This is a genomic window from Wolbachia endosymbiont (group A) of Nomada flava (assembly GCF_964027055.1).
GTDB classification, from domain to species: Bacteria; Pseudomonadota; Alphaproteobacteria; order Rickettsiales; family Anaplasmataceae; genus Wolbachia; species Wolbachia pipientis.
Genome location: NZ_OZ034725.1, coordinates 1,429,382 through 1,450,586, shown reverse-complemented (window position 1 = coordinate 1,450,586; position 21,205 = coordinate 1,429,382). Strand labels below are relative to the sequence as shown.

Annotated in this window: 19 protein-coding genes, 1 tRNA gene and 4 pseudogenes; 7 read left to right on the top strand and 17 right to left on the bottom strand. The window is 34.6% G+C overall.

Annotated features, from left to right (window positions below):
- The first annotated feature begins 354 nt into the window (after nt 1–354).
- Complete coding sequence (locus AAGD70_RS07650; protein ID WP_265023619.1) at nt 355–489, top strand: hypothetical protein; 135 nt, start codon at nt 355–357, stop codon at nt 487–489.
- 673 nt (nt 490–1,162) lie between these two features.
- A pseudogene (locus AAGD70_RS07645) lies at nt 1,163–1,987 on the top strand (IS5-like element ISWpi1 family transposase).
- Here the strand turns inward: AAGD70_RS07645 and AAGD70_RS07640 are convergent.
- From AAGD70_RS07640 to AAGD70_RS07615, 5 genes and pseudogenes are all read right to left on the bottom strand, one after another.
- A complete protein-coding gene (locus AAGD70_RS07640; protein WP_156518071.1) occupies nt 1,962–2,222 on the bottom strand; it encodes a hypothetical protein in 261 nt (86 codons plus the stop codon). The pseudogene AAGD70_RS07645 and the gene AAGD70_RS07640 sit on opposite strands and share 26 nt — an antisense overlap.
- 190 nt (nt 2,223–2,412) lie before the next feature.
- Complete coding sequence (locus AAGD70_RS07630) at nt 2,413–2,556, bottom strand: hypothetical protein (protein ID WP_245611104.1); 144 nt, start codon at nt 2,554–2,556, stop codon at nt 2,413–2,415.
- A 17-nt stretch (nt 2,557–2,573) separates the two neighbouring features.
- Nucleotides 2,574–4,532: pseudogene (locus AAGD70_RS07625) on the bottom strand (peptidase M2); the annotation flags it as partial.
- Nucleotides 4,533–4,555: 23 nt separating this feature from the next.
- Nucleotides 4,556–5,380, bottom strand: a pseudogene (locus AAGD70_RS07620) (IS5-like element ISWpi1 family transposase).
- Nucleotides 5,381–5,407: 27 nt separating this feature from the next.
- The gene (locus AAGD70_RS07615) at nt 5,408–6,838 is read right to left on the bottom strand and encodes a collagenase (protein ID WP_245611059.1); all 1,431 of its coding nucleotides are present in this window, start codon (nt 6,836–6,838) and stop codon (nt 5,408–5,410) included.
- Nucleotides 6,839–7,088: 250 nt separating this feature from the next.
- Between AAGD70_RS07615 and AAGD70_RS07610 the strand changes: the two genes are divergently transcribed.
- From AAGD70_RS07610 to AAGD70_RS07595, 4 genes are all read left to right on the top strand, one after another.
- Nucleotides 7,089–7,161: transfer RNA gene (locus tag AAGD70_RS07610), tRNA-Val, on the top strand.
- An 11-nt stretch (nt 7,162–7,172) separates the two neighbouring features.
- Nucleotides 7,173–8,084 (top strand): cation diffusion facilitator family transporter, encoded by a 912-nt coding sequence (locus tag AAGD70_RS07605; RefSeq protein ID WP_082941411.1) that lies wholly within the window; start codon nt 7,173–7,175, stop codon nt 8,082–8,084.
- 52 nt (nt 8,085–8,136) lie between these two features.
- Entirely contained in the window at nt 8,137–9,741 is a 1,605-nt protein-coding gene (locus AAGD70_RS07600) for a hypothetical protein (protein ID WP_245611058.1), read from the top strand.
- Nucleotide 9,742: 1 nt separating this feature from the next.
- Nucleotides 9,743–9,979: a hypothetical protein gene (locus AAGD70_RS07595; protein WP_245611464.1), complete on the top strand. Its 237-nt coding sequence runs from the start codon at nt 9,743–9,745 to the stop codon at nt 9,977–9,979.
- Here the strand turns inward: AAGD70_RS07595 and plsY are convergent.
- The 10 genes and pseudogenes from plsY to recA all read right to left on the bottom strand — a co-directional run bounded on the left by plsY (nt 9,970) and on the right by recA (nt 17,788).
- Nucleotides 9,970–10,545: a glycerol-3-phosphate 1-O-acyltransferase PlsY gene (plsY, locus tag AAGD70_RS07590; RefSeq protein WP_065094996.1), complete on the bottom strand. Its 576-nt coding sequence runs from the start codon at nt 10,543–10,545 to the stop codon at nt 9,970–9,972. The genes AAGD70_RS07595 and plsY overlap by 10 nt on opposite strands.
- A gap of 147 nt (nt 10,546–10,692) precedes the next feature.
- Nucleotides 10,693–12,159, bottom strand: coding sequence for an alanine/glycine:cation symporter family protein (locus tag AAGD70_RS07585; RefSeq protein ID WP_065094997.1), 1,467 nt, complete (start codon nt 12,157–12,159; stop codon nt 10,693–10,695).
- Nucleotide 12,160: 1 nt separating this feature from the next.
- On the bottom strand, nt 12,161–13,504 hold the full coding sequence (locus AAGD70_RS07580) for an alanine/glycine:cation symporter family protein (RefSeq protein ID WP_065094998.1): 1,344 nt from the start codon (nt 13,502–13,504) through the stop codon (nt 12,161–12,163).
- 22 nt (nt 13,505–13,526) lie between these two features.
- Nucleotides 13,527–14,297 carry a CDP-alcohol phosphatidyltransferase family protein gene (locus tag AAGD70_RS07575; protein WP_065094999.1) on the bottom strand — a complete coding sequence of 257 codons (771 nt, stop codon included), beginning with the start codon at nt 14,295–14,297 and terminating at the stop codon, nt 13,527–13,529.
- Entirely contained in the window at nt 14,294–14,986 is a 693-nt protein-coding gene (locus AAGD70_RS07570) for a phosphatidylserine decarboxylase (protein ID WP_065095000.1), read from the bottom strand. The genes AAGD70_RS07575 and AAGD70_RS07570 overlap by 4 nt, the downstream gene beginning before the upstream one ends.
- Nucleotides 14,987–15,414: 428 nt before the next feature.
- Nucleotides 15,415–15,579, bottom strand: a complete 165-nt coding sequence (locus AAGD70_RS07870) for an IS3 family transposase (RefSeq protein WP_081600772.1) — start codon at nt 15,577–15,579, stop codon at nt 15,415–15,417.
- Nucleotides 15,569–15,844 (bottom strand): DDE-type integrase/transposase/recombinase, encoded by a 276-nt coding sequence (locus AAGD70_RS07565; RefSeq protein ID WP_082942384.1) that lies wholly within the window; start codon nt 15,842–15,844, stop codon nt 15,569–15,571. Before AAGD70_RS07565 ends, AAGD70_RS07870 begins: the two co-directional genes overlap by 11 nt.
- Nucleotides 15,845–15,968: 124 nt before the next feature.
- Nucleotides 15,969–16,049 (bottom strand): annotated as a pseudogene (locus AAGD70_RS07560) (hypothetical protein); the annotation flags it as partial.
- A gap of 147 nt (nt 16,050–16,196) precedes the next feature.
- Nucleotides 16,197–16,481 carry a transposase gene (locus AAGD70_RS07555; protein ID WP_038198869.1) on the bottom strand — a complete coding sequence of 95 codons (285 nt, stop codon included), beginning with the start codon at nt 16,479–16,481 and terminating at the stop codon, nt 16,197–16,199.
- Nucleotides 16,482–16,720: 239 nt separating this feature from the next.
- Nucleotides 16,721–17,788, bottom strand: a complete 1,068-nt coding sequence (gene recA / locus AAGD70_RS07550) for a recombinase RecA (RefSeq protein WP_012673345.1) — start codon at nt 17,786–17,788, stop codon at nt 16,721–16,723.
- Between the two features lie 725 nt (nt 17,789–18,513).
- Between recA and AAGD70_RS07545 the strand changes: the two genes are divergently transcribed.
- A complete protein-coding gene (locus AAGD70_RS07545; protein WP_245611011.1) occupies nt 18,514–19,248 on the top strand; it encodes a molecular chaperone DnaJ in 735 nt (244 codons plus the stop codon).
- Here AAGD70_RS07545 and AAGD70_RS07540 read toward each other — a convergent pair.
- Nucleotides 19,233–20,534, bottom strand: coding sequence for a bifunctional folylpolyglutamate synthase/dihydrofolate synthase (locus AAGD70_RS07540; protein ID WP_065094497.1), 1,302 nt, complete (start codon nt 20,532–20,534; stop codon nt 19,233–19,235). The genes AAGD70_RS07545 and AAGD70_RS07540 overlap by 16 nt on opposite strands.
- Nucleotides 20,531–21,121, bottom strand: coding sequence for a phospholipid-binding protein MlaC (locus AAGD70_RS07535; protein ID WP_010963011.1), 591 nt, complete (start codon nt 21,119–21,121; stop codon nt 20,531–20,533). Before AAGD70_RS07535 ends, AAGD70_RS07540 begins: the two co-directional genes overlap by 4 nt.
- Between the last annotated feature and the right edge of the window lie 84 nt (nt 21,122–21,205).

Genomic DNA, 21,205 nt, shown 5'->3' with positions numbered 1-21,205 from the left:
ATTAAACGACAACAGTATTACGTAATTGGCGTCTTATTTTTAATTTTTTGCACTATGCGCACCCTACGTCTTCACAACATTTCTGGGTTTTTACCTATATAAGCTGAAACGCGCTTATAAAGCGTTTAAGACAGTATAGCACGCCAATTTGCAGGATTAGAGAGTGACAACTAGCTAATACGGGATTTCTTTTGCCTTTTTTTCTGCTTAGTAAATTTCTTAAACATTTAAACTAAGATGAGTTGCATTTAAAAGCAGCTAAATTGCAGTGTTTAAGACTTAAAAAACGCCAATACTGAAAATAGACAATGACTAGGGCTTCTTTTGCCTTTTTTTCGTTTGGTAAATTTCTTAATGTTTGTAGCTAACATGAACAAACATTTGAGAGTAACTTCTGCTAGTAGGGTGTCATCCCAGTGCTTGACACTGCTCTCCTTTGTCATCCCAGTGCCCAGACACTGGGATCCAGGAATTTTATTAAGTTGGTAAGCATAAAAGTAGCCGTTTTATGTTAAAATACAACATTTTAATGATTATGAAAAGGCTGGATTCCAGCGTCACGCGCTGGAATGACATTGTAGGGTGTTATCCGAGTCCTTTTTCCGTCATCCGAGGACCGTATGACGTCATCCAAGTAGCGTGACTACTTGGATCTAAGCTGTATTACCAAGTCCAATTAAGTGCAGCATCATCACTTGTTGGAGGCTCAAAATACGGTTGTGACATTTCCTCTTGCACAGCTCTTTTAAATTCTGGACTTTCTATGCTTATCTTTGTTACATGCTCTTGTAAGGCTTTCTCAGCAGCTATTTCAGCAGCTGTTGGACTTTTACCATCTGCTCCTGGATCCCCTTTCTCTCCTTGTGGGCCTTGAGCTCCATCTTTACCATCTGCTCCTTTAGGACCAGTATCCCCTTTATCTCCTTTTAGCCCTTTAGCTCCATTTGCTCCATTTGCTCCATTTGCTCCTTTTAGCCCTTTACCTACTAAGAACTCCTTTACTGTTTGGTTATTTTGACCATCATACTTTGCTTTATCTGGGCTATCAAGAAAGTTTTCTAATGTATCTACTAGAACTGATTCATTATTATCTTTTGTACTAAGAGGTTGTCCGGAAACAAGTAAAAGGCTATAATATCTGAAATTTTAGTACGGGGTAAAGATGAGAAAAAAGTATCCAACAGATCTAAGCGAAAGGGAATGGGCAAGAATAGAAAAACACTTCAGAGTATCATACAAGAAAGGAGGAAGGCCGCCAAAGTATAGCAAAAGAGAAATATTAGAAGCAATTTTCTATGTATTGCGTACAGGGTGTCAATGGCGGTATTTACCAAATGATTTTCCGCTATGGAAGACTGTGTATGAGCAGTTCAGGCAATGGAAGAAGCAGGGAATTTTTGAGAAAATGAATTATGAAATATAGTAGAAGAAAAATAGGAAGGAATGAGCAGCCGAGTGCCTGTATAGTAGATAGTCAATCTGTAAAGACTACAGAAAAGGGGGGATCAAAGGCTATGATGGAAGTAAAAAAGTAAAGGGTAGAAAAAGGCATATAATTACAGACACTCAGGGTTTTATACTAGGTTGTTACGTAGGCGCTGCTAACGAAAATGATAGAGATGGTATTAAAATAGCATTAAACAATATGAGAACAAAATATACTAAAGTTAAAAAAATGTGGGCTGACATGGGATACCAAGGAAGAAATTTAAAGAATCACATAAAGGAAGAATATGACATAGATATTGAAATTGTTAAAAGGCCTCCATGTAGATTTTGGGTGCACAAAGATACGCCACCTGAGCTACTACCAACAAGAGAACAAGGGTTTAAAGTACAGCCAAGAAGATGGGTTGTAGAAAGGACTTTTGCTTGGGTTAATAGGAATAGAAGGCTATCGAAGGAGTATGATTTACTCACAACATCCACTGAGAATTTCATATACCTAGCTATGAGTAGGGTTATGTTAAAGAGGGAATATGCTTGAATTTACTTGTTTCCGGACAACCTCTAAGTAAACTTCCCAGAGCTGTTGATAGACCAGTTATTTTGTGCTCTGTTATTTGACCACCATTTGGTGTATATCCCACTTTAAGATCATTTGTGGTTATATCCAAAGTATATTCATTACCCGTATTATCTGCCAAAGTTACAAGTTTGACTTCTGCCAGAGTTGCTGCTGCTGTTCCTGCAGCACTTTCAAATTTCAAACTAGCCGGCATATCACACTCCATTAATTACAAAAACCATAGCATGCATGAAAATAGTATAATTTTTGTTAATGCTAGATTTTACATAAGATTTCCTTGAAACTTGTTGTTTCAGAATTCTTCTCTTGTCATTCAAGTGTGTAGCAGATGATGTCATTCCAGTCTGGAATCCAGCCTTTATTATGCAGCCACTTATTTGAAGTTAAGTTTTCTGGATCCCAGTGTCTGGGCACTGGGATGACACCGAAGGGGCTACTCGGATGACAAACCCTGTCATTCCAGGGCGTGACGCTGGTTTCCATCCAAGACGGCAGTGCTTGACACTGGAATGACAAGAAGAGGGCACTGCCCTCCTTGTATGTATTAGATATAGGCCGAGTTGTGGTCGTGATAAATGTGATCGCTTGCGCAATCGAACATTTTCACAAAACCATTCTCTAGATAAAGATTATATTCGTGATGTTGATCTGATAATACAATATTATCTTGCTCCCCTGAATTGAAATGACTTGAATCTGACAGCAATTCGTAATTTGGATTATCTATTTTACTAATGCTGCTTATTACTTTGCCATTACCACTTGATATAGCTAAACTATAACTATCACCATCCTTCATTATCTTGATGGACACCTTATCTTCAGGTAACACTATAAGCTTCTTTGTGCCACTATCGTGGATTACGAATTTGCCTTTTTCAAAATAGTATTTGTCTTCCGGCAAAGCACCAACCTTATAATCTGATGTGTGCAGTTTGTTCCAAAAATCTAACACAGATTGCTTTTCTGCTCCTTCCGCTCTATCATACAAGGCTTTCACATCATTATAATTTATCGTTACATTTGCCTTATGCTTCCCTTCTGAGTCCTGCTCGTAGCTCTTTTCTATTTTGAGAATTGTGTCTTTTAATACCTGCTCTTTCTCCTCCACTGAAGCTGACCTTTTTGCCCTTGTTGGAATTTGTGGCTGATCAGACTGCATTTCACTATTGTCGTTTGATGCAGTTTTCTCTTCAGCAGCTTGTGCAACAACATTAGTAGTATTGTGACTTATGTCAACTTCTGTCTTAGTTTCACTTACTTGCCCTTTTGGACTTTCGGTTTGTTTCTCTTTTGTGAATATTCTCTGATAGTCCGTGTAGCCTCTATTAGTATCACCGATATCACCACTACCTTGATCGAAAGTTATTTTTTTACTTCCATTTCCCATGTCCTCAATTTCAACTTGAGGAGAAACAGATGCTAGGAAATCGTTATAACTGTAGTTGTAGTCAGCAGAAAAGAATATTTTCCCTTTGAAGTTATGGAAGTTATTAGATAACATTCCAATTTCTTCATCACCATCAAACAATTTTACTTTAGTGAAATATGTTTGATCTTTTATTCTAACTATTTCACCGCTAGAGTTTCTTTGTATGTGGTAATCATTTGGGTCATACTTTATAGCAAAAAGTTTGCCAGAGCCATATTTCTCTAAGTTTATAAGGCCCACATTTACATGTTTGTGGGAATAATCTCTCTTTTCATATTCATGTGCAAATATTGGCTCTATGTATCTATATTCGTCTGGTATATTTGGCATACCTACTGGATGTTCATTCCCATCTTTTGTCACCGGAACAAGCTTATATGCTCCATCTTTTTCCACTAATTTTAGGTGAGTAATACTTTGTGGTAGTTGAAACCTTACGTTTGCTCCATGGTCATGAATAAATAGATCACCTTTCTCGGTAATATAAAAGCCCATATTTTTGAACTCATGTAAGCGCTCGTCTCCTTGCTTTACAACCGCTTCGTACACATCATCGTCTGTCCTATCTGTTCCCTTATTATCCAGTAATTTTCCTTTTTCCACGATTACTCCATTTGCCTTTTGCTCATCAGAATATTGAGCATGCTTTGAATCCTGATGATTCAGGATTTTAGGATATCTAAGAAGCAGGGAATCTAAATCTTTTTGAATATGTCCAGTGCTAGGATGCAACAATTCATTTTCATGTAAATGCTTCTCATCAAAGTATTCATCGCGTTCAACTGTTCTGCCATCTATTAGGGAAGCTTTATAATGACCATTTTCTTTTGTAACTGCCATGTAAGCACCGCCTTCGTATGAAACATTTAAGTTGTGCAATATATCCTCAAAAACGAAAGTTTCTTTAGTTTGGCCTTCAACTTGCTTAAAAAAGCCCGATTCGCTCGATAATTCTCCAAGCTTTGTATTTCCTTCATATATAGACAGTGCACCCATATCTCCTTGACCATGAGCTTGCATAGAAAAAATCTTACCTTCTTGTAGATCAATATGATTTGTACCTCTTATCAGAGGTTGTCCGGAAACAAGTAAATTCAAGCATATTCCCTCTTTAACATAACCCTACTCATAGCTAGGTATATGAAATTCTCAGTGGATGTTGTGAGTAAATCATACTCCTTCGATAGCCTTCTATTCCTATTAACCCAAGCAAAAGTCCTTTCTACAACCCATCTTCTTGGCTGTACTTTAAACCCTTGTTCTCTTGTTGGTAGTAGCTCAGGTGGCGTATCTTTGTGCACCCAAAATCTACATGGAGGCCTTTTAACAATTTCAATATCTATGTCATATTCTTCCTTTATGTGATTCTTTAAATTTCTTCCTTGGTATCCCATGTCAGCCCACATTTTTTTAACTTTAGTATATTTTGTTCTCATATTGTTTAATGCTATTTTAATACCATCTCTATCATTTTCGTTAGCAGCGCCTACGTAACAACCTAGTATAAAACCCTGAGTGTCTGTAATTATATGCCTTTTTCTACCCTTTACTTTTTTACTTCCATCATAGCCTTTGATCCCCCCTTTTCTGTAGTCTTTACAGATTGACTATCTACTATACAGGCACTCGGCTGCTCATTCCTTCCTATTTTTCTTCTACTATATTTCATAATTCATTTTCTCAAAAATTCCCTGCTTCTTCCATTGCCTGAACTGCTCATACACAGTCTTCCATAGCGGAAAATCATTTGGTAAATACCGCCATTGACACCCTGTACGCAATACATAGAAAATTGCTTCTAATATTTCTCTTTTGCTATACTTTGGCGGCCTTCCTCCTTTCTTGTATGATACTCTGAAGTGTTTTTCTATTCTTGCCCATTCCCTTTCGCTTAGATCTGTTGGATACTTTTTTCTCATCTTTACCCCGTACTAAAATTTCAGATATTATAGCCTTTTACTTGTTTCCGGACAACCTCTCAAGTTTGAATCGATATTGACCAGCTCTCCTAATATTTTTGCTGCCTGAGGATTATTTTCAATCTCATCAACTGCTTTGTTTTTTAGTTGATCAAACTTTAAAAATGCTGGTCTGTATTTTGTATTTTCCTCATTACGTAACTCTTCAATAGTAATTTCTCCTTTATGATATTTTTGATACATTTCACCACGTTCTTTATTCAAATTATCAAATTCATCTACCTGATTCTTAATCTCTGTATCATATTTTGATAATATCCTGAAAGCCTGATCTTTATACTCTTGACTGTTTTGATATTCATTACCTTGTTGGTCAGAGTAAGTTAGTTTATCCTGTCCATCGGAAGTTTTTACTACCTTGAGGAAATGATATTCCTTTGATATATCAAGTTTATCATTTGTTGCCCTATTTATAGCACGAGCAACATTATGAAATGCAACGTGTTCTACAGGAGAAAAACTTCCAACGTTTTCTCCATCCATTTTTTCTATATTTGCTTTATAGTAGGATACGTTTTTAATTTCTCCACCCACTATTTCCTGACCAGTTGCTATAAAATCTCCTTTTGTAACTTGCAAAGCGTTGAGATGTTCCATTGCAGTTTCTGTATCATTCTCAGCAAGCCAACTTTTGAAGTCAGCATCATGTCCTTTTATGTCTTTCAAGAAATTTTTTGACTCATCTGAGTTACCTTTACGTACAGCATCTAGGTAGTCTCTTAATAAACTAGGATCTTTTTCCTGTAAGTACATTATCAACGCATGACCTGTTTTATAAACCAGGCTATTTGCTTCGCTGTCCTTTGAGTATTCTAAACTTAAAATTTTATCTAAATCCAGATTTGCAGCTTCAGTTTTGTCGATACTTGATCCTTGAGAATTGAATTTATGATCTGAATGATGCTCAAAGTAATCTGCAATTCCTTCCATTAATACTGTAGGTAAAGATTTGCCTCCTGTAGCCAAGTAAGTTAAACCATGTGCAAATTCATGCTGAAGATTATGAACGCCACCTTGTTGGTAGACGTACATTTCAGCAAAAACATCAGCTTTCCCTTTGTAGTAACATTTACCACCTTCGTCTCCAAGGTAAGAACCGAAACGCTCGCTTCCGCCAAGGTGAGTGTAATCATCCTTGTCATCAAACATGTAAATTTTAAATGTTTGTTCTGAACTGCCGCGTTCTAACTCGAATGCGTTTTTAAAATTAGTAGCTGTTTCTCTTATCTCACTTTCAATGTTAGCAACTTTACTTGCTCTTAAATTGTGAGAATAAACCTCTACTTTAATATTTAAATCTTCAACTTCTATAACATGTGGCGAATTAAACCCTTTGCCGTTATTGTTGAAATATTCTGCTTTAGTTATATTTTTATTTACTTGTTGACTAATTGTCATAATTTTAACCTCTAATTTGCTGATCTTTCAATATCAAGCATAAAGTAATTTCCCTAAAAAAAACGTAAATCCCTGTATTAATATAATTTATATCTTAATAAATAAAGTATAGATAGTTAACTTAATATGTAAAATTTAGAATGTGGCTGAAATTCTATACAGCTATATTCCGGAATCACATTGGACAAGGACAAAAGCAAAGTGGTTTATTGACTTTCATTCCACCAAAGCACTATACTAAAACCACGATGGGTAATTAGCTCAGTTGGTAGAGCACTTGCTTGACGTGCAAGCGGTCGCTGGTTCGAACCCAGTGTTACCCACGTTTTTGTTTATGAAAAGATTTTATATGACAGCAGTGCATAACGGTAAACACTCAGCAGCGCAGTCCAAGCGCTTAATCTATTCCATAATAATAGTTGCGATAACAATGTTTATGGAAATAGTAGGTGGAATAATTTCACATTCGCTTGCTCTATTATCAGATGCAGGGCATATGCTCACTGACCTCTTTGCCTTGGTTTTAAGCTGGTTAGCACATAGGTTTTCAGCTAAGAAATCCGATTTGCAGAGATCATACGGATATCATCGGTTGCAGATAATTGCAGCATTTGTTAATGGTTTAACTCTATTCCTCATTGCAGTAATCATTATAATTGAGTCAATAAAAAGGTTTATTTTTCCAGTCAATGTTGAGTGGAAAGTAATGTTAATAATTGCTACACTCGGTCTTGTCTCTAACATAATAGTCTTTTTTATATTACATAGTAAATGCGAGAGCAATATAAACATAAAAAGTGCTGTACTGCACGTTATAGGAGATATCTTAGGTTCTGTAGCTGCTATACTTGCATCCATAATTATTATGCTTACTGGATGGCAAATAGTAGATCCTATTCTGTCAGTACTTGTTAGTGTAATAATTTTAAATAGTGGCTACAAAATTCTAAAGAATTCTTGCCATATACTTCTTGAAGGTACACCTGAAGGCATATCAACTGAAGAAATAAAAAGTAAAATTGTATCTAAGCTACCTGAAGTGATAGATGTGCACCACATACATGCATGGTCGCTGTCTGATAATTATTTTATAATTACCATGCATGCTAAAATAAAGCAAAATGTGCAGCACACCAATGTTTTATATGAAATAAAAAAAATATTGCTAGATAAGTTCGAGATAGCACACTCTACAGTCGAGATCGAATACGATGAGTGTGCGGATAATAAGATACTTAAACATTGACGTTTTAAATTATTATGCTATTACTAGAGTGTAATGATGTTGAAGGTAAGCTATGATAGGTATTTCTCAAATACAATTTCCTTCAAAGGATTCTAGTAAGATAAAATTTGTTAGCTACTTTGGAGCTTTTGTCTCGTTAAGCATTATCACTAATCCTGTTAATGTTCTTTTTTCTCTTGGTAGTATGTTCTTCAGGTCTGAAATTAAAACTCTTTATATCTACAAAGAAATAAAAACGGCAAAACAGCAAAAAATGAGCAAAAGGGAATATTGGGAAATATTTTTTAAAAACAATACAATCAAGGTAGCAGCCTTCCTCTTGTTTTCTGCTTTCATAACATATCTAGCTTTCTCTACCACTTTCTTGCTTATTTCGTTACTGGGAACTATACCACTTACAATGCTATTAATTTTATTGCAGAGTGAACTAAGGCCAAAAGATTTTAACCCATTTACGCTGCTTAAAGCTTCTATAAATTTCTTTTTGGAAGGTATAAAAGAGAATTTACGTGGTATGGTTAATAGTTTTGATGTTAAGCTCGAGCATTTGCTTCCTCATAAGTTAAATGATGATATCATTAAAAATATTGATAAATTAAAAGATAAGTATGGTGAAGAAGTATCCAAAGACGTTATTAATGATAGGGAATTCAAGCAATTTATTGAATATATAAATGATTTATATGAACTTAATTATCGTCAATTTAGTGATGAAGATAAAGGAAGAGTAATTGCATTTTTAAATGACTTTTGCAAAGATGATCAAAAGCATAGCTCCGGCTTTACAGGTGGACGGATTTTACTTTTAGTTCTGAAAGCCTGCAATGATGGAGACAGAGAAGCTGTAAAAAATAAAAAAGACGCGTTAATTACAAATTTGCTTGATAGCCAAACTTTCTCTAGAAAAGAGCGAATTCCTAACACTTGCTTCACCGGTATTATCTATAGAATGTTAAGCACGCTAGAGGGTATTCATCCTGATCCAGAAATTAGATTTACTCCTCCAAGGCAAATATTACTTTCAGAAGCACAAAATGAAGCACGTGAGTTTATGTTAGACAGGTTAAAAAACAAGAAAAACAATAAAGAAATTTTTAAGGCTTGGTATGACGTTCAAAATGGTTATGAAGACGATGAAAATCAGAAGGTAGTCGGTGATTTTATTTCAGAAGTAAGTATTCCTTTAATGAGAAAATTATTGAGTATTACTTCTCAATATAGTGAACAAATTGTGCTGACGTTAATGAAAAATATTAGCTCTATAAAGTTAAATAAATTACAATGTTGTGAGCTGGTTCAGCACATGAGAAATAAACTGCAGGAGCATGATTTAGATGACCAAGAAAGTTTACTCGAAAACATCGGAAAAAAAGTATTCTTAGAGCTATTAAATCGAGATCTACTCGAGACAGATTTTTCTCTCAAGGATTCATCTTTGGATGGAGCTAAGAGAATAGCTAATAAGATAATAGAAGAAGAAGTAGCAGAATTTAAATTAAAGGCTGAGAAGACTATTGAAGGTCAGATAATTAGCATGTTAGATGGGTTAAGAATGCTCCCAAGAGAAAAAAGATGTTATAGGGTATATGTAGAACTCAGTAAAAATAACGAAAATTTTGCAAGAAAGGTTAAAAGTAACAAAAGCAGCAATGGATGAAATGTTAAAAAAAGGAGCTTCACATAAGCTAGAGTTAGAAATTGAAAGTGTATATGAAGGAAATAAAGATCACGTTACTCAACTTTATGAAAAAATAAGAGAAACAAAAAAGGAATTCATTGAAGATGGTCTTTTAACACCTCAAGAAGTAGAGAATATAACAAAAGCAAAAATCATACCGTCAAGCAATTTGTCTCGTAGTTTAAGTGTCAATAATTTGGCAGTACATTATCTATAAAATTTATACTCTTTACCTTGCAGAAGATTCACAATATTTCTGTGGTGTTTTAGGAAGACCAGTGCTCCTATAATTAGTAATGTTAAGAACAAATTCCTCTGAAAAAAAAAGGACCATGCTACAGCCGTTGAAGTAGCACTGAGTGAAGCAAGGGAAGAGTATCTAAAGGCAAGAAAGACTATTATCCAAATTATTACGAATACTAAAGTAATATCGATGTTAAATGCTATCAGTATCCCTAGAGTGGTTGCAACACCCTTTCCTCCACTGAATTTTAGCCAAATAGGAAATATGTGTCCTAAAACTGCTAAAATTGCAGATACATATATATAAAAATCGTTATTATCACAAAATTGTTGTGCTATATAAACGGCAATAAATCCCTTAAAGGAATCCAGAAATAATGCCAAAGCAGCAAGAAATTTATTTCCCGTCCTTGCAACGTTTGTAGCACCAATGTTTCCTGAACCTACTTCTCTTAAGTTTATCCCTTTTATTCTTGTAATGATTAAGCTAAACGGTATTGAACCGAGTATGTAGGATAGTGTAAGGACTATAACTAACACAGGTAAAATTTACTGATTAATAATCGCAAAATTTCGTCATCCCGCTGCTTGTTAGCGGGATCTATGCTGAGATACCGCGAATAAATCGCGGTATGACGTAGGGAAATCTTACTTATTATAGCTATACCTCTCCGCATATGCCAAAATTTAATTAATTTTATTATTCCTCAGCCTTTTTAGGTAGCACTGAACTTCGTCGTTAATCTGATTGCTAAACAGTATAAGCGCTGTCATATTGATGAGAGCTAAACAAGAGAACAAAGTTCCACCGATATTGGCAATAGCCATTATATCTTTAGAAAGACCAGAGAAAAACGCCACAATTATTACCGCTATGCGGTATATCACTATACTTTTTGCACCAAACAAATATAACCACCCCATTTCACAACAATATACAAATGAAATTACCGAAGAAAATGCAAACAAAGGTGCAGCTATGGTTAAAAGTATAGGAAACCATGGAGAAACTGTCTCAAATGCCTTTTGAGTAATTAATATTCCCTCACCAACACCTGTTTGGTATGCACCTGTTATTACTATCGTTATTCCAGTTAAACAGCAAATGAGCATTGTATCAAAACACGGCTCTATCATTGCAACAAGCCCTGTTCTTACTGGTTCTTCATCTTTAGTTGTTGCATGAGTAATTGAAGCAGAACCAACACCCGCTTCGCTGGCAAAGATTGCCCTTTGAATTCCAGCAACAAATGCTCCTACCATCCCTCCGCCAACAGCATTGAAATCTATCATAGTGGAAAATAATATTTTCAACGTATAACCAAGGTTATGAATATTAAATGCAATAATAATAATACAACTAAAGATATATATAAGTGACATAATAGGCACTAGTGCAGAAGATACTCTAGCTATCCTTTTAATTCCACCAATAATCACTAGAGCAAGCAGCGCAGAGATTATGGAAGAAAGAAACCAAGAGTGACCATCTACCCAACTTGAATAGCCAGATAATATGGAAACCATTTGGTTGGTTTGAAACGCTACACTTCCACCAAGACCTGATAATACAAAGAATACTGCATACATGGCAGCCAGCACAATACCAAGTTTTTTAAATCCAAATTCCTCCAGACCATTCCTTATATACTGAAAGGGACCACTAAACAATTGGTCCTGATCTTCTGTTCTATGTCTAAACGCCAACGTTACCTCAGCAAATTTTGCTGACATACCAAAAAAACCTGTAATCATCATCCAAGGCACCGCTCCTGGCCCTCCCATTGAAACTGCAATTGCGACTCCAGCAACAGTTCCAAGGCCTACTGTGCTTGAAAGTGCAGTCATAAATGCCTGAAAATGCGTAATATGACCATCATGGTGATTCGTGTCATATTTTCCACATAAAATAGCAAATGCATGCTTAAACATTCTTATGTTGAGAAATCCAAAACGTAATGTTAGAAACACATAACCAAAAACTAGTAGAAGGATTATAAATGGCACGTAAAGGATCTTGAAAAACAGTACTTCATTCATGAAATTATTTATTCCGTTCAACACAGCATCATAACTTTCGTAAAAACCTGAAGCAGCGTACACATCATTAAACAATAGGCAAAATAACACCATACAAAGCAATCTATAAATCATGTTAATACCCTTTAGAATTGTAATAAGAATCTATTGTATTCAAAACTTCCCTTCTTAGTAGATATATTGCAACAGCATTTGGAATCATAAGGCACATAAACAAACTGTCACCTAGATAAGATATAAATTCTATATTCTTTGACATACAACTGATATACACTGAAACCACTATAAGAATTTGGAACAGTATCAGTATTTTTTTATTACCAAATAAGTACAGCAAAGCAACTTCACAGTAGTAACAATAAGCTATTATTGTGGAAAATGCAAAGGAAAACATCATTAGCGGAAAAACTAACTTGCTAAACAAGGGCAAAGCTGTTGAAAATACCGAACTAATTAGTGTAATATCACCCACGTTATCAGTACTGTGCATACCAGTGATAATTATCACGATACCAGTCAAAAATGAGATTAATATTGTGTCTATAAGTGGTGCAATCATTGCAACGCACCCAACTTTAATTGGATCTTCTTCTTTTACAGTTGAATGTGCTATAGCTGCTGTTCCGGTACCTGCTTCGTTAGCAAACACTGATCTCCTTACTCCTGCTATTAATCCGCTCAATACTCCGCTTCCTATAGCTGATTTATTAAAGATGTCTTGAAATATTATAGATAAAGCATTCAGCAAATTACTTCCATTTACATAAATTAAATATATACACATACAAACATATAGCACTATCATAATTGGTGCTAAGCTCGTTGAAACGAAAGCAATGCGCTTTATTCCTCCCAATATTACAATAAAGACAAGCAGGGATATAATAATGGATGCGTTATATTCTAGGAGGTTATTTGATAGTGCTGCTATTTGATTTGCTTGAAATGGTATGCCGCCCAAAATCATTGCAATAAGTAGCATAATCGCATAAGTGAAGGCAAGAAATCTACCAGTTTTTGCAAATCCAATCTTTGCAAGCCCGTATTCCATGTAATAAAAAGCACCACCAGTTGTATTTTCAGAGCGATAAGTGAATGCAAGCACCACCTCGGCAAACTTTATCGACATAGCAAGTATTCCGGTAATTACCATCCAAAAAACTGCACTTGGACCTCCTATTGTGATAGCTATTGCAACTCCTGATATTGTTCCAAGACCAACTGTTCCTGAAATTACTGTTGCAAACGCTTGAATATGAGTGATTATGCCATTGTTGCTGTTATTACACTTTAGATTGAATAGCGTCTGTATTCCATATTTAAGTAACCTAAAGTTAATGAATTTGAACTGGGCAGTACAAAAGATTCCAGTTGCAATTACCCAAATAATTATAAATGGAATGTTGAATATCTTTATATACAGAAATGAATTTAATAGTTCACTTATCTTCAAAATCATGCAGTTTTCTATTTTTTGTTAGCTAACGAGTTTTATATGTAAAATATATATAAAAACCAATGCTTATTGGAATAGTAAGCGTATACACTATACCTAAAATTGGTAGAGTCATCCAGGGCTTACTGATGAAAAATACAATAAGTACTCCAAAAAATGACACAAATATATAGGATAGGCTTTTGGGAATATAAATATATTTTGCGGAGAAAGTTGGAATGTGACTTATCGAAAAAAATGAAATGGCCAAAAAGTAATAAGCTACGTTTCTTGTGTTAAAAAATCGCTCTATGAGAAGTAAGTATTCACTCTCATGAGATTGAAAGGTAATAATTATTGGTAACAAAGAAAGTAAAGCACACACTGGAGCTGGAACACCAGAAAAGAAAAATTTTTCCCAATGTGATTGTTCTGAGTGTAGCGAAACATTGAATCTTGCAAGTCTTATTGATATGCAGATTACGTATATCATTACTAAAATCCAACCTATGACTTTGATTTCGTTTAGCTTCCAAAAATACAAAAGAAATGCAGGCGCTGCACCAAAATTTAGAAAATCTGCAAAAGAATCAAGCTGGGCTCCAAAATCGCTAGTTGATTTTAGAATTCTAGCTATTCTGCCATCCATTCCATCTATTATTGCTGCAATGATGATAAAAATTACTGAGAATTCCCATTGTTCATTAAATGTAAATTTAAGTGAAGTGAGACCAGAACATAAACCCAATAAAGTTATAAAGTTTGGGAATAATTTAGTAATAGGTAAGAATCTACTGTTACTTCCATCGTTATTCATATAACGTCAAAAGTAAGCTTCTCTTGAGCGTTTTCCTTATTTAAGTTTGCTATAATTGTTTCACCACCAATAACAGTTTGCCCTTCTGAAACTCTTACTTCTATATCAGCAGGAACATAAATATTTACTCTACTGCCAAATCTTATAATTCCAAACCTTTCACCTGTTTTTACGTTCTGGGATACTCCTAAATTACAAACGATACGACGTGCAATTAATCCAGCTATTTGCTCCACAATAATTTCTTTTCCCTTTTCGTATTCAATCACAATAACCTGCTTTTCATTTTCATTACTAGACCTATTGCTCATTGCGGATACAAACTTGCCTTTTTTATAACTCATTTCCTTTATCGTACCAGATATTGGTATACGGTTCACATGGACGTTCAAAACACTTAAAAATATGCTAACAAGCGTAAACTTCTTCTCTTCTCCATTTTCTGCCGATAAAGGATAATTAACTTCTTCAATTTTTGAAATCACACCATCAGCAGGACTTAATATAAGATCCTTATTGTTTGGCACAACTCTTGCTGGATCACGAAAGAAATAAGTACACAATAATGTCGGGAACAAGCACGTAACACCAAACCCCCAAGATATAGAGAATGCTATACACGTTACTATAAAGGAAACTACTATAAATGAGTAACCTTCCCTGTTTATATTAGGTAAACTAAAACACATAATCTTATTCACAATAACCTATTGTTAACAATTTATCATTTATAATTTCTCATGAAAAGCTTTTTTTAAGAGAGCTTATACTATAGTATTTTTCAAGTTCAATTTGTAATTTAGGATATTCTAGGTTTCAGCTACTTGGATGATACCTTGTCATTCCAGCACGTAAATCTTACTTAGCTAAAAAAGTACTTCCGCATACTAAAAATTTTAATTATAATGACAATTGAGATATTTCTCGAGCTCAAAATTTATCTTCGCCTGCAGGCCTTTCTATTAAAAATAATCAAATTTCAGTAAAAATGTAGCGTATCTTCTTCAGCGTACATGAATGTGCTTAATCTCTGACCTTACCCAGAAAAAGTGGAGAGAAAGTTTGGAATGTTTTTCACAAAGAGAATGATGAATCAAAATGCTCAGGAATGCAATAGTTAATAGTGACGTTGTTTGTTATAAAAAATTTCTATATATTCAAATATAGCAGTTTTGATATGCTGTTTAGAGTGCCGAGAGGTGTCTATTGGTAACTCCCTTTTTAGAGAACTGAAGAAGCTTTCCACAACAGAATTGTCGTAACAACAACCTTTATGACTCATCTATGTTTTTTATGGATAAGAGATATTGATAACCTTGCGAAGTATATTGTGAACCTTGATCACTATGTAATAGTAGATTTTTGGCAGGTTTACGCTTGTTAACGGCCATTAATAAAGAGTCCATAACCAATTGTTTATTTATTGAACTGCTCATTGACCAGCCAACTACCATGCGTGAATATAGATCGATTATTGTTGCCAAATATAGCCATCCTTCTTTGGTTTTTATATAAGTAATCCCATACTTTATTTGGTTGATCGACAATAAAGTTTTGGTCTAATATATTGGGAGCTACGACTCTACTGTCCGTTTGTTGTTTCTTAATTTTAAATTTTCTTCTCAATATAGCCTGAATACCATTTTTCTGCATAATACTTTGCACTGTTTTTAAGTTGCAACTTTTACCCAAAGCCTTTAATTCAGCATGAATTTTAGGAGCTCCATATCTACATTTAGAAGCTTGATATATTTTTTGAATATCTGCTAATAACTCTTTATTTGCTGATTCTCTACTGCTTATTTTCCTTGTAGTCCACTTATAGTAGCCACTAGCAGAAAACCCTACATAATTCCTGCACTTTATAGTGTTTACTATGCTCTTTTATGAAAAAATATTTTACTCTTTTTGACTGGCCAGGGCTTTTTTTAAAATGTCTCTTTCTCTTGTTACTTTTGCTAACTCTTTCTGTAAATCAAATCTCTCTTTGTCATAAGGTGCTACATCTGGAAATGCATTTGCCGCTGACTTTTTTTCGTTATATTTCTTCATCCATTTTCCTAATACACTATCCCTTATTCCTAGATCTCTTGCTACTTTTGCAACTGGTTGACCTACCTTTCTTTGTTCATTTGCCAGCTTAACAGCTTCCAATTTGAATTCTGCCGTATATTCTCTTGCCATTTCTAATCCTCCAAAATTTTATTTTACCCGAAAAAACTCCTTTCTTTCTCTCCACTTTTTCTGGGTAAGGTCAAACGGAAGAGGGTTGTATTTTTTCGTTAAAATTCTTGCATTTTATCCCAATGCTAATTTTACCATCCAAATAGCCCCTTTCCTGTTATCCAGGTAACTAACATTGGAGCCCAGAAAACTTTATCTATATATCATTTATTTTTGAAAATACTATGTTATAACTTAAATTAGAAAACTGATTCTTCTAAAAGTTGCTCACTATCCTCGTCTATTATGATAGAATTATCATGATTTCTGAGTAAATCTCTGATTTTCGTTTCTATTTCATTTGCGACTTCTTTGTTTGTTTTTAGGTAAGTTTTTACATTCTCTCTTCCTTGCCCAAGACGTGTGTTGTTATATGAATAGTAAGCGCCTGCTTTTTCAAGCACACCAAGCTTTGCTCCCATATCTATTATTTCTCCGAGTTTTGATATACCTTCATTGTACATTATATCAAATTTCGCTTCTCTAAATGGAGGAGCAACTTTATTTTTTACAACTTTAACTCTTGTTTCATTGCCTGTAATATTTTCTTTGTCTTTTATTACACCAATTTTTCTTATATCAAGCCTTACAGAAGTATAGAATTTTAATGCATTTCCACCCGTGGTAGTTTCAGGATTTCCATACACTACTCCTATTTTCATACGAATTTGATTAATAAATATCAATATACAGTTCGCTTTTGAAACGGCAGAGGTTAGCTTTCGTAGCCCGTGACTTAGAAGCCTTGCTTGCAGCCCCATATGTTGATCACCCATATCACCTTCAATTTCAGCTCTTGGAGTTAATGCTGCGACAGAGTCAATAACTATCACATCAACCGCACCAGAACACACTAAATACTCAACAATATGCAACGCCTGCTCTCCAGTGTCTGGTTGTGAAATCACTAAATCATCAGTGCTTACCCCAAGTTTACGAGCATATAAGACATCCAATGCATGTTCTGCATCGATAAATGCGCATGATCCTCCTTTTTTTTGTGCTTCAGCAATCACGTGCAAGGCAAGAGTGGTTTTACCAGAACTCTCGGGGCCAAATATTTCAATTATACGCCCTTTTGGCAGACCTCCAACACCTAGAGCCGAATCAAGCGCAATTGATCCTGTGGATATTGTGTCTATTTTTTCTACAGGGTTTTGCTTCAACTTCATTATTGCACCTTTACCGAATGCTTTTTCAATCTGGCTTATTGCGTTATCTAGCGCTTTTTGTTTATCACTATTTCTTTCTTCTGGGTTACTTGCCATAGATCATTTATTAATTTATATAATTCTCTATGATAATCAAACGCGAATAACCTGCCAAGGTTTTTCTAGTATTTATGTATTATTTCAATGAAAAATATTAACGTTTTCATAAAGCAGATATTTGTTTGCCTTCGTTAGTAACACACTATACTTTAGTGTACGAACGTTGCAATTTGCAGCATAGCAGGTGGTGTCATCCAAGTAGCCAACACTGAAATGACTAAATTCGAAATGGCTACATGAATTTATTGTAAATTACTACCGTATAAGGTGCGATGCAACAAAGCCATTCCAGTGTCAGCTACTTGAATGACACCTCTTAGATGGGTCAGCTACTCAGATCTGCCATGAAAACTGCAACCCTAAATGTTGGAGCACTGTCGTACACTAAGCGCTGTAATGACAATTTTAGTCGCTTCATACACTTATCATGCTAGTCATAACAGAAATAATTTTTACCAAAGATATTTATGAAATAATTGACATAATTTGGAAATATGTATATTATAGAACATTAATAGTTAGTTAATTTGTAGGTGTTATATGGGCTATAAGCTAAGAACAAGAGAGTATGATTATAATGAAAGTTTATTTAAAGAGCTAGGCATTGAAACGCAAGAAGTAGAGGGGCGTAACTTTTTAGAGATATCTATATAATAACAAAAAAGTATAGAGAGTTAGCAAGAAAATCTCACTCAGATAAAACAGGAGGAAGCAATGAAAAAATGCAAGCCATTAATGAATATAAGGCAGGACTTTTAAAATATACTAAGCCATTAAGCAATGGGAAAAATTTAATAATTGTTGAGGAAGAGCAAAGATATGTGCAATTAGCTTCACAAGGCCAGAATGATAAGCACATAAAATGTTTCATTATTTTTGGATTAGTAAACCTATTACTACTCATTTCATCATTAGTGTCGTATCTCTACTTAGGATTTAGGTTATTTAAGACTGCTAATTTTACCAATGCACCTGGTATTTTGTTTAGTGCTAGTCTAATAACAGCTGTTACAACTTTTTTCTTAACAACTTATCTTACTTTTTCTTTAGTTAAAAAAATTGTAGACCTGCAGAATACTCAACAAGAACAAGGCGAAAACTTAGATCAAGAAAAGCTAAAAGAGGAAATGTTTAAAAGCAGAAAATATAAATTTTTGACTTTCACTTCTCAATATTTATTTTATCTTCCTTGTATTTTGTTGGGTGCTGGTTTGACATTACAATATCAATCTAGTTGTGTAGACAGTAAAATACTCATTGGGTTTGCTGCGGTATTAGGGTGCATTTTATTATTACAGTTAGCAACTGAGATCTACGAGAGAAAGGTTGTAGATCTTGTGAAAACTGAAGGAAGGGGTACTGAACAAAGAGCACCTGTAGGAATATTAACCGAAAAGCCAAGCAGTACTATAGATCCTGATGGTGCTTTTAACACCTCAGCTCATGAAGTGGGTTGATTATTCTCCATACTCAAATCTCTAGCTAGGAACAATGAGCCACAGATTAGTATGGTTTTGACGTTTTGGATAGAGGCTTTTAATATGTGATTTGATATTGCATCGCCAATTGATTCACATTCAACTGCTTTTATTCCTATGTTATTGGCTTTTTCCCTAATCAAATTTGTATTTGTTGCTTTAGGTTCAGACTTAACACAAACCGCACATAGTAGCTTGATATATGGCTTTAAGTGCTCTAAGAACTCTTCCACATTTCTGTTACGAGTAACACCAAAAACCATATAAATACCTTCAGCAAAATTATCTTTTACCCACTGAGATAGTACTCTAGCACCATCATTATTGTGCGCACCATCTAAAAATAATTGCCAATCTTTCGGTAGTAGGAAAATTAAATTACCTTCTTTTATAAACTCTAGCCGTGCAGGCCAATAAGTGCACTGTAAACCTGAAGTGATATCCTCTTCTCCAATATCAAATTCATACTTTCCACTTAAAATACTACATGCTGCAATAGCATTGCCTGCATTAATCACCTGATGATCACCCTTTAAAGATGGCAAAGGAAATTCTATTGATTGAATAGCTGATTGAAAAACCATTTTGTTGTTCTTTTTTTTGCAATTCCATTCAAGACCTCCTCTATACAAGGAAGATTTCTTATTTATTGCGTGGTGTTCTAGCGTGTTCACTATAGATTTTTCTTGCGGTGCTATTACGCAAGGAACATTAGGTTTCATTATTCCAGCCTTTTCATCTGCTATAATTTCTACAGTAGGGCCAAGATATTCTGTATGATCAAGTGCAATGGAAGTAATGATTGTTAAAATCGGATTATCTATAACATTTGTTGCATCAAGCCTTCCACCCATACCCACTTCAACTAAAGTTATATCGGCTTTATGACGAGAAAAAGCTAAAAAAGCTGCAATAGTTGCAGCTTCAAACAGAGTGATAGGTTGTTCTGCAATTACGGCACGGCATTCTTCTAACAAGCTATATAATTCATTATCGTCGATATAACTGCCTGCAATAACTATTCTTTCATTAAAATTCACCAAATGTGGAGAAGTGTATGCGTGTACCTTATACCCTGCTGCTTGCATTATATATCTTATAAATGCTAGTGTTGAGCCTTTCCCGTTAGTTCCAGATATATGAATTACGGGAGGCACTTTTTTCTCGGGGTTATCTAGTTTGCTAAGAAAGCCTTTTATGCGATCAAGAGAAAAATCATTCGGCCTGCTACCAAGTGGCTTAGGCCAATGAGGCATATATATCATGGATTGTTATTGCATTTTAATTCAGCTATAACGCTTGCTATGCCATGCGTGTCGATTTTTTCACTAAATTGATAACGTTGATTAATAGCAATACTTATTCCACTCATTACAACATCACTTATCAAGAAAGAACTGTTATTTTTAGTAACTTTAAAATCAATATTTGTAAATTCTTCATCACCGTAAGAAAATCTTGTACCAATTAAGCAAGTTTCATCGTCAACTGCTTTTGTACTCATTATGATCATTTCACTATCATGCATGTATTTATATAAAATTTTAACGCACAAACGCGTAAGATACACTTCATACTCTCTTAAAAAATCTTCTTTTTCTTTTTGTTTAACTAAAGCCCAATGTTTTCCTATAACGAATTGCGATATTCCTTTGAGGTTAACATTGTTTTGAATGACCTCCTGAAGCTTTTTTTGCACACATTCCCGGTTTTTTTTATTCTCCTTTGTAGATATACCATCCACTTGTTGCTTCATAGTATGCACAAAAATTTTGTGATCTGTACAATTAGTGTAAGCACTTGAAGAAATTACAATAAAAACAATGATAGTTAAAACTTTAGTAATGTTCATAAGATATATTTATTAGCTATGATACTTAGAATGCAAAGTTTAATAAAGATTAAATAATAATCGCTAGCTTTAATATATCTATAG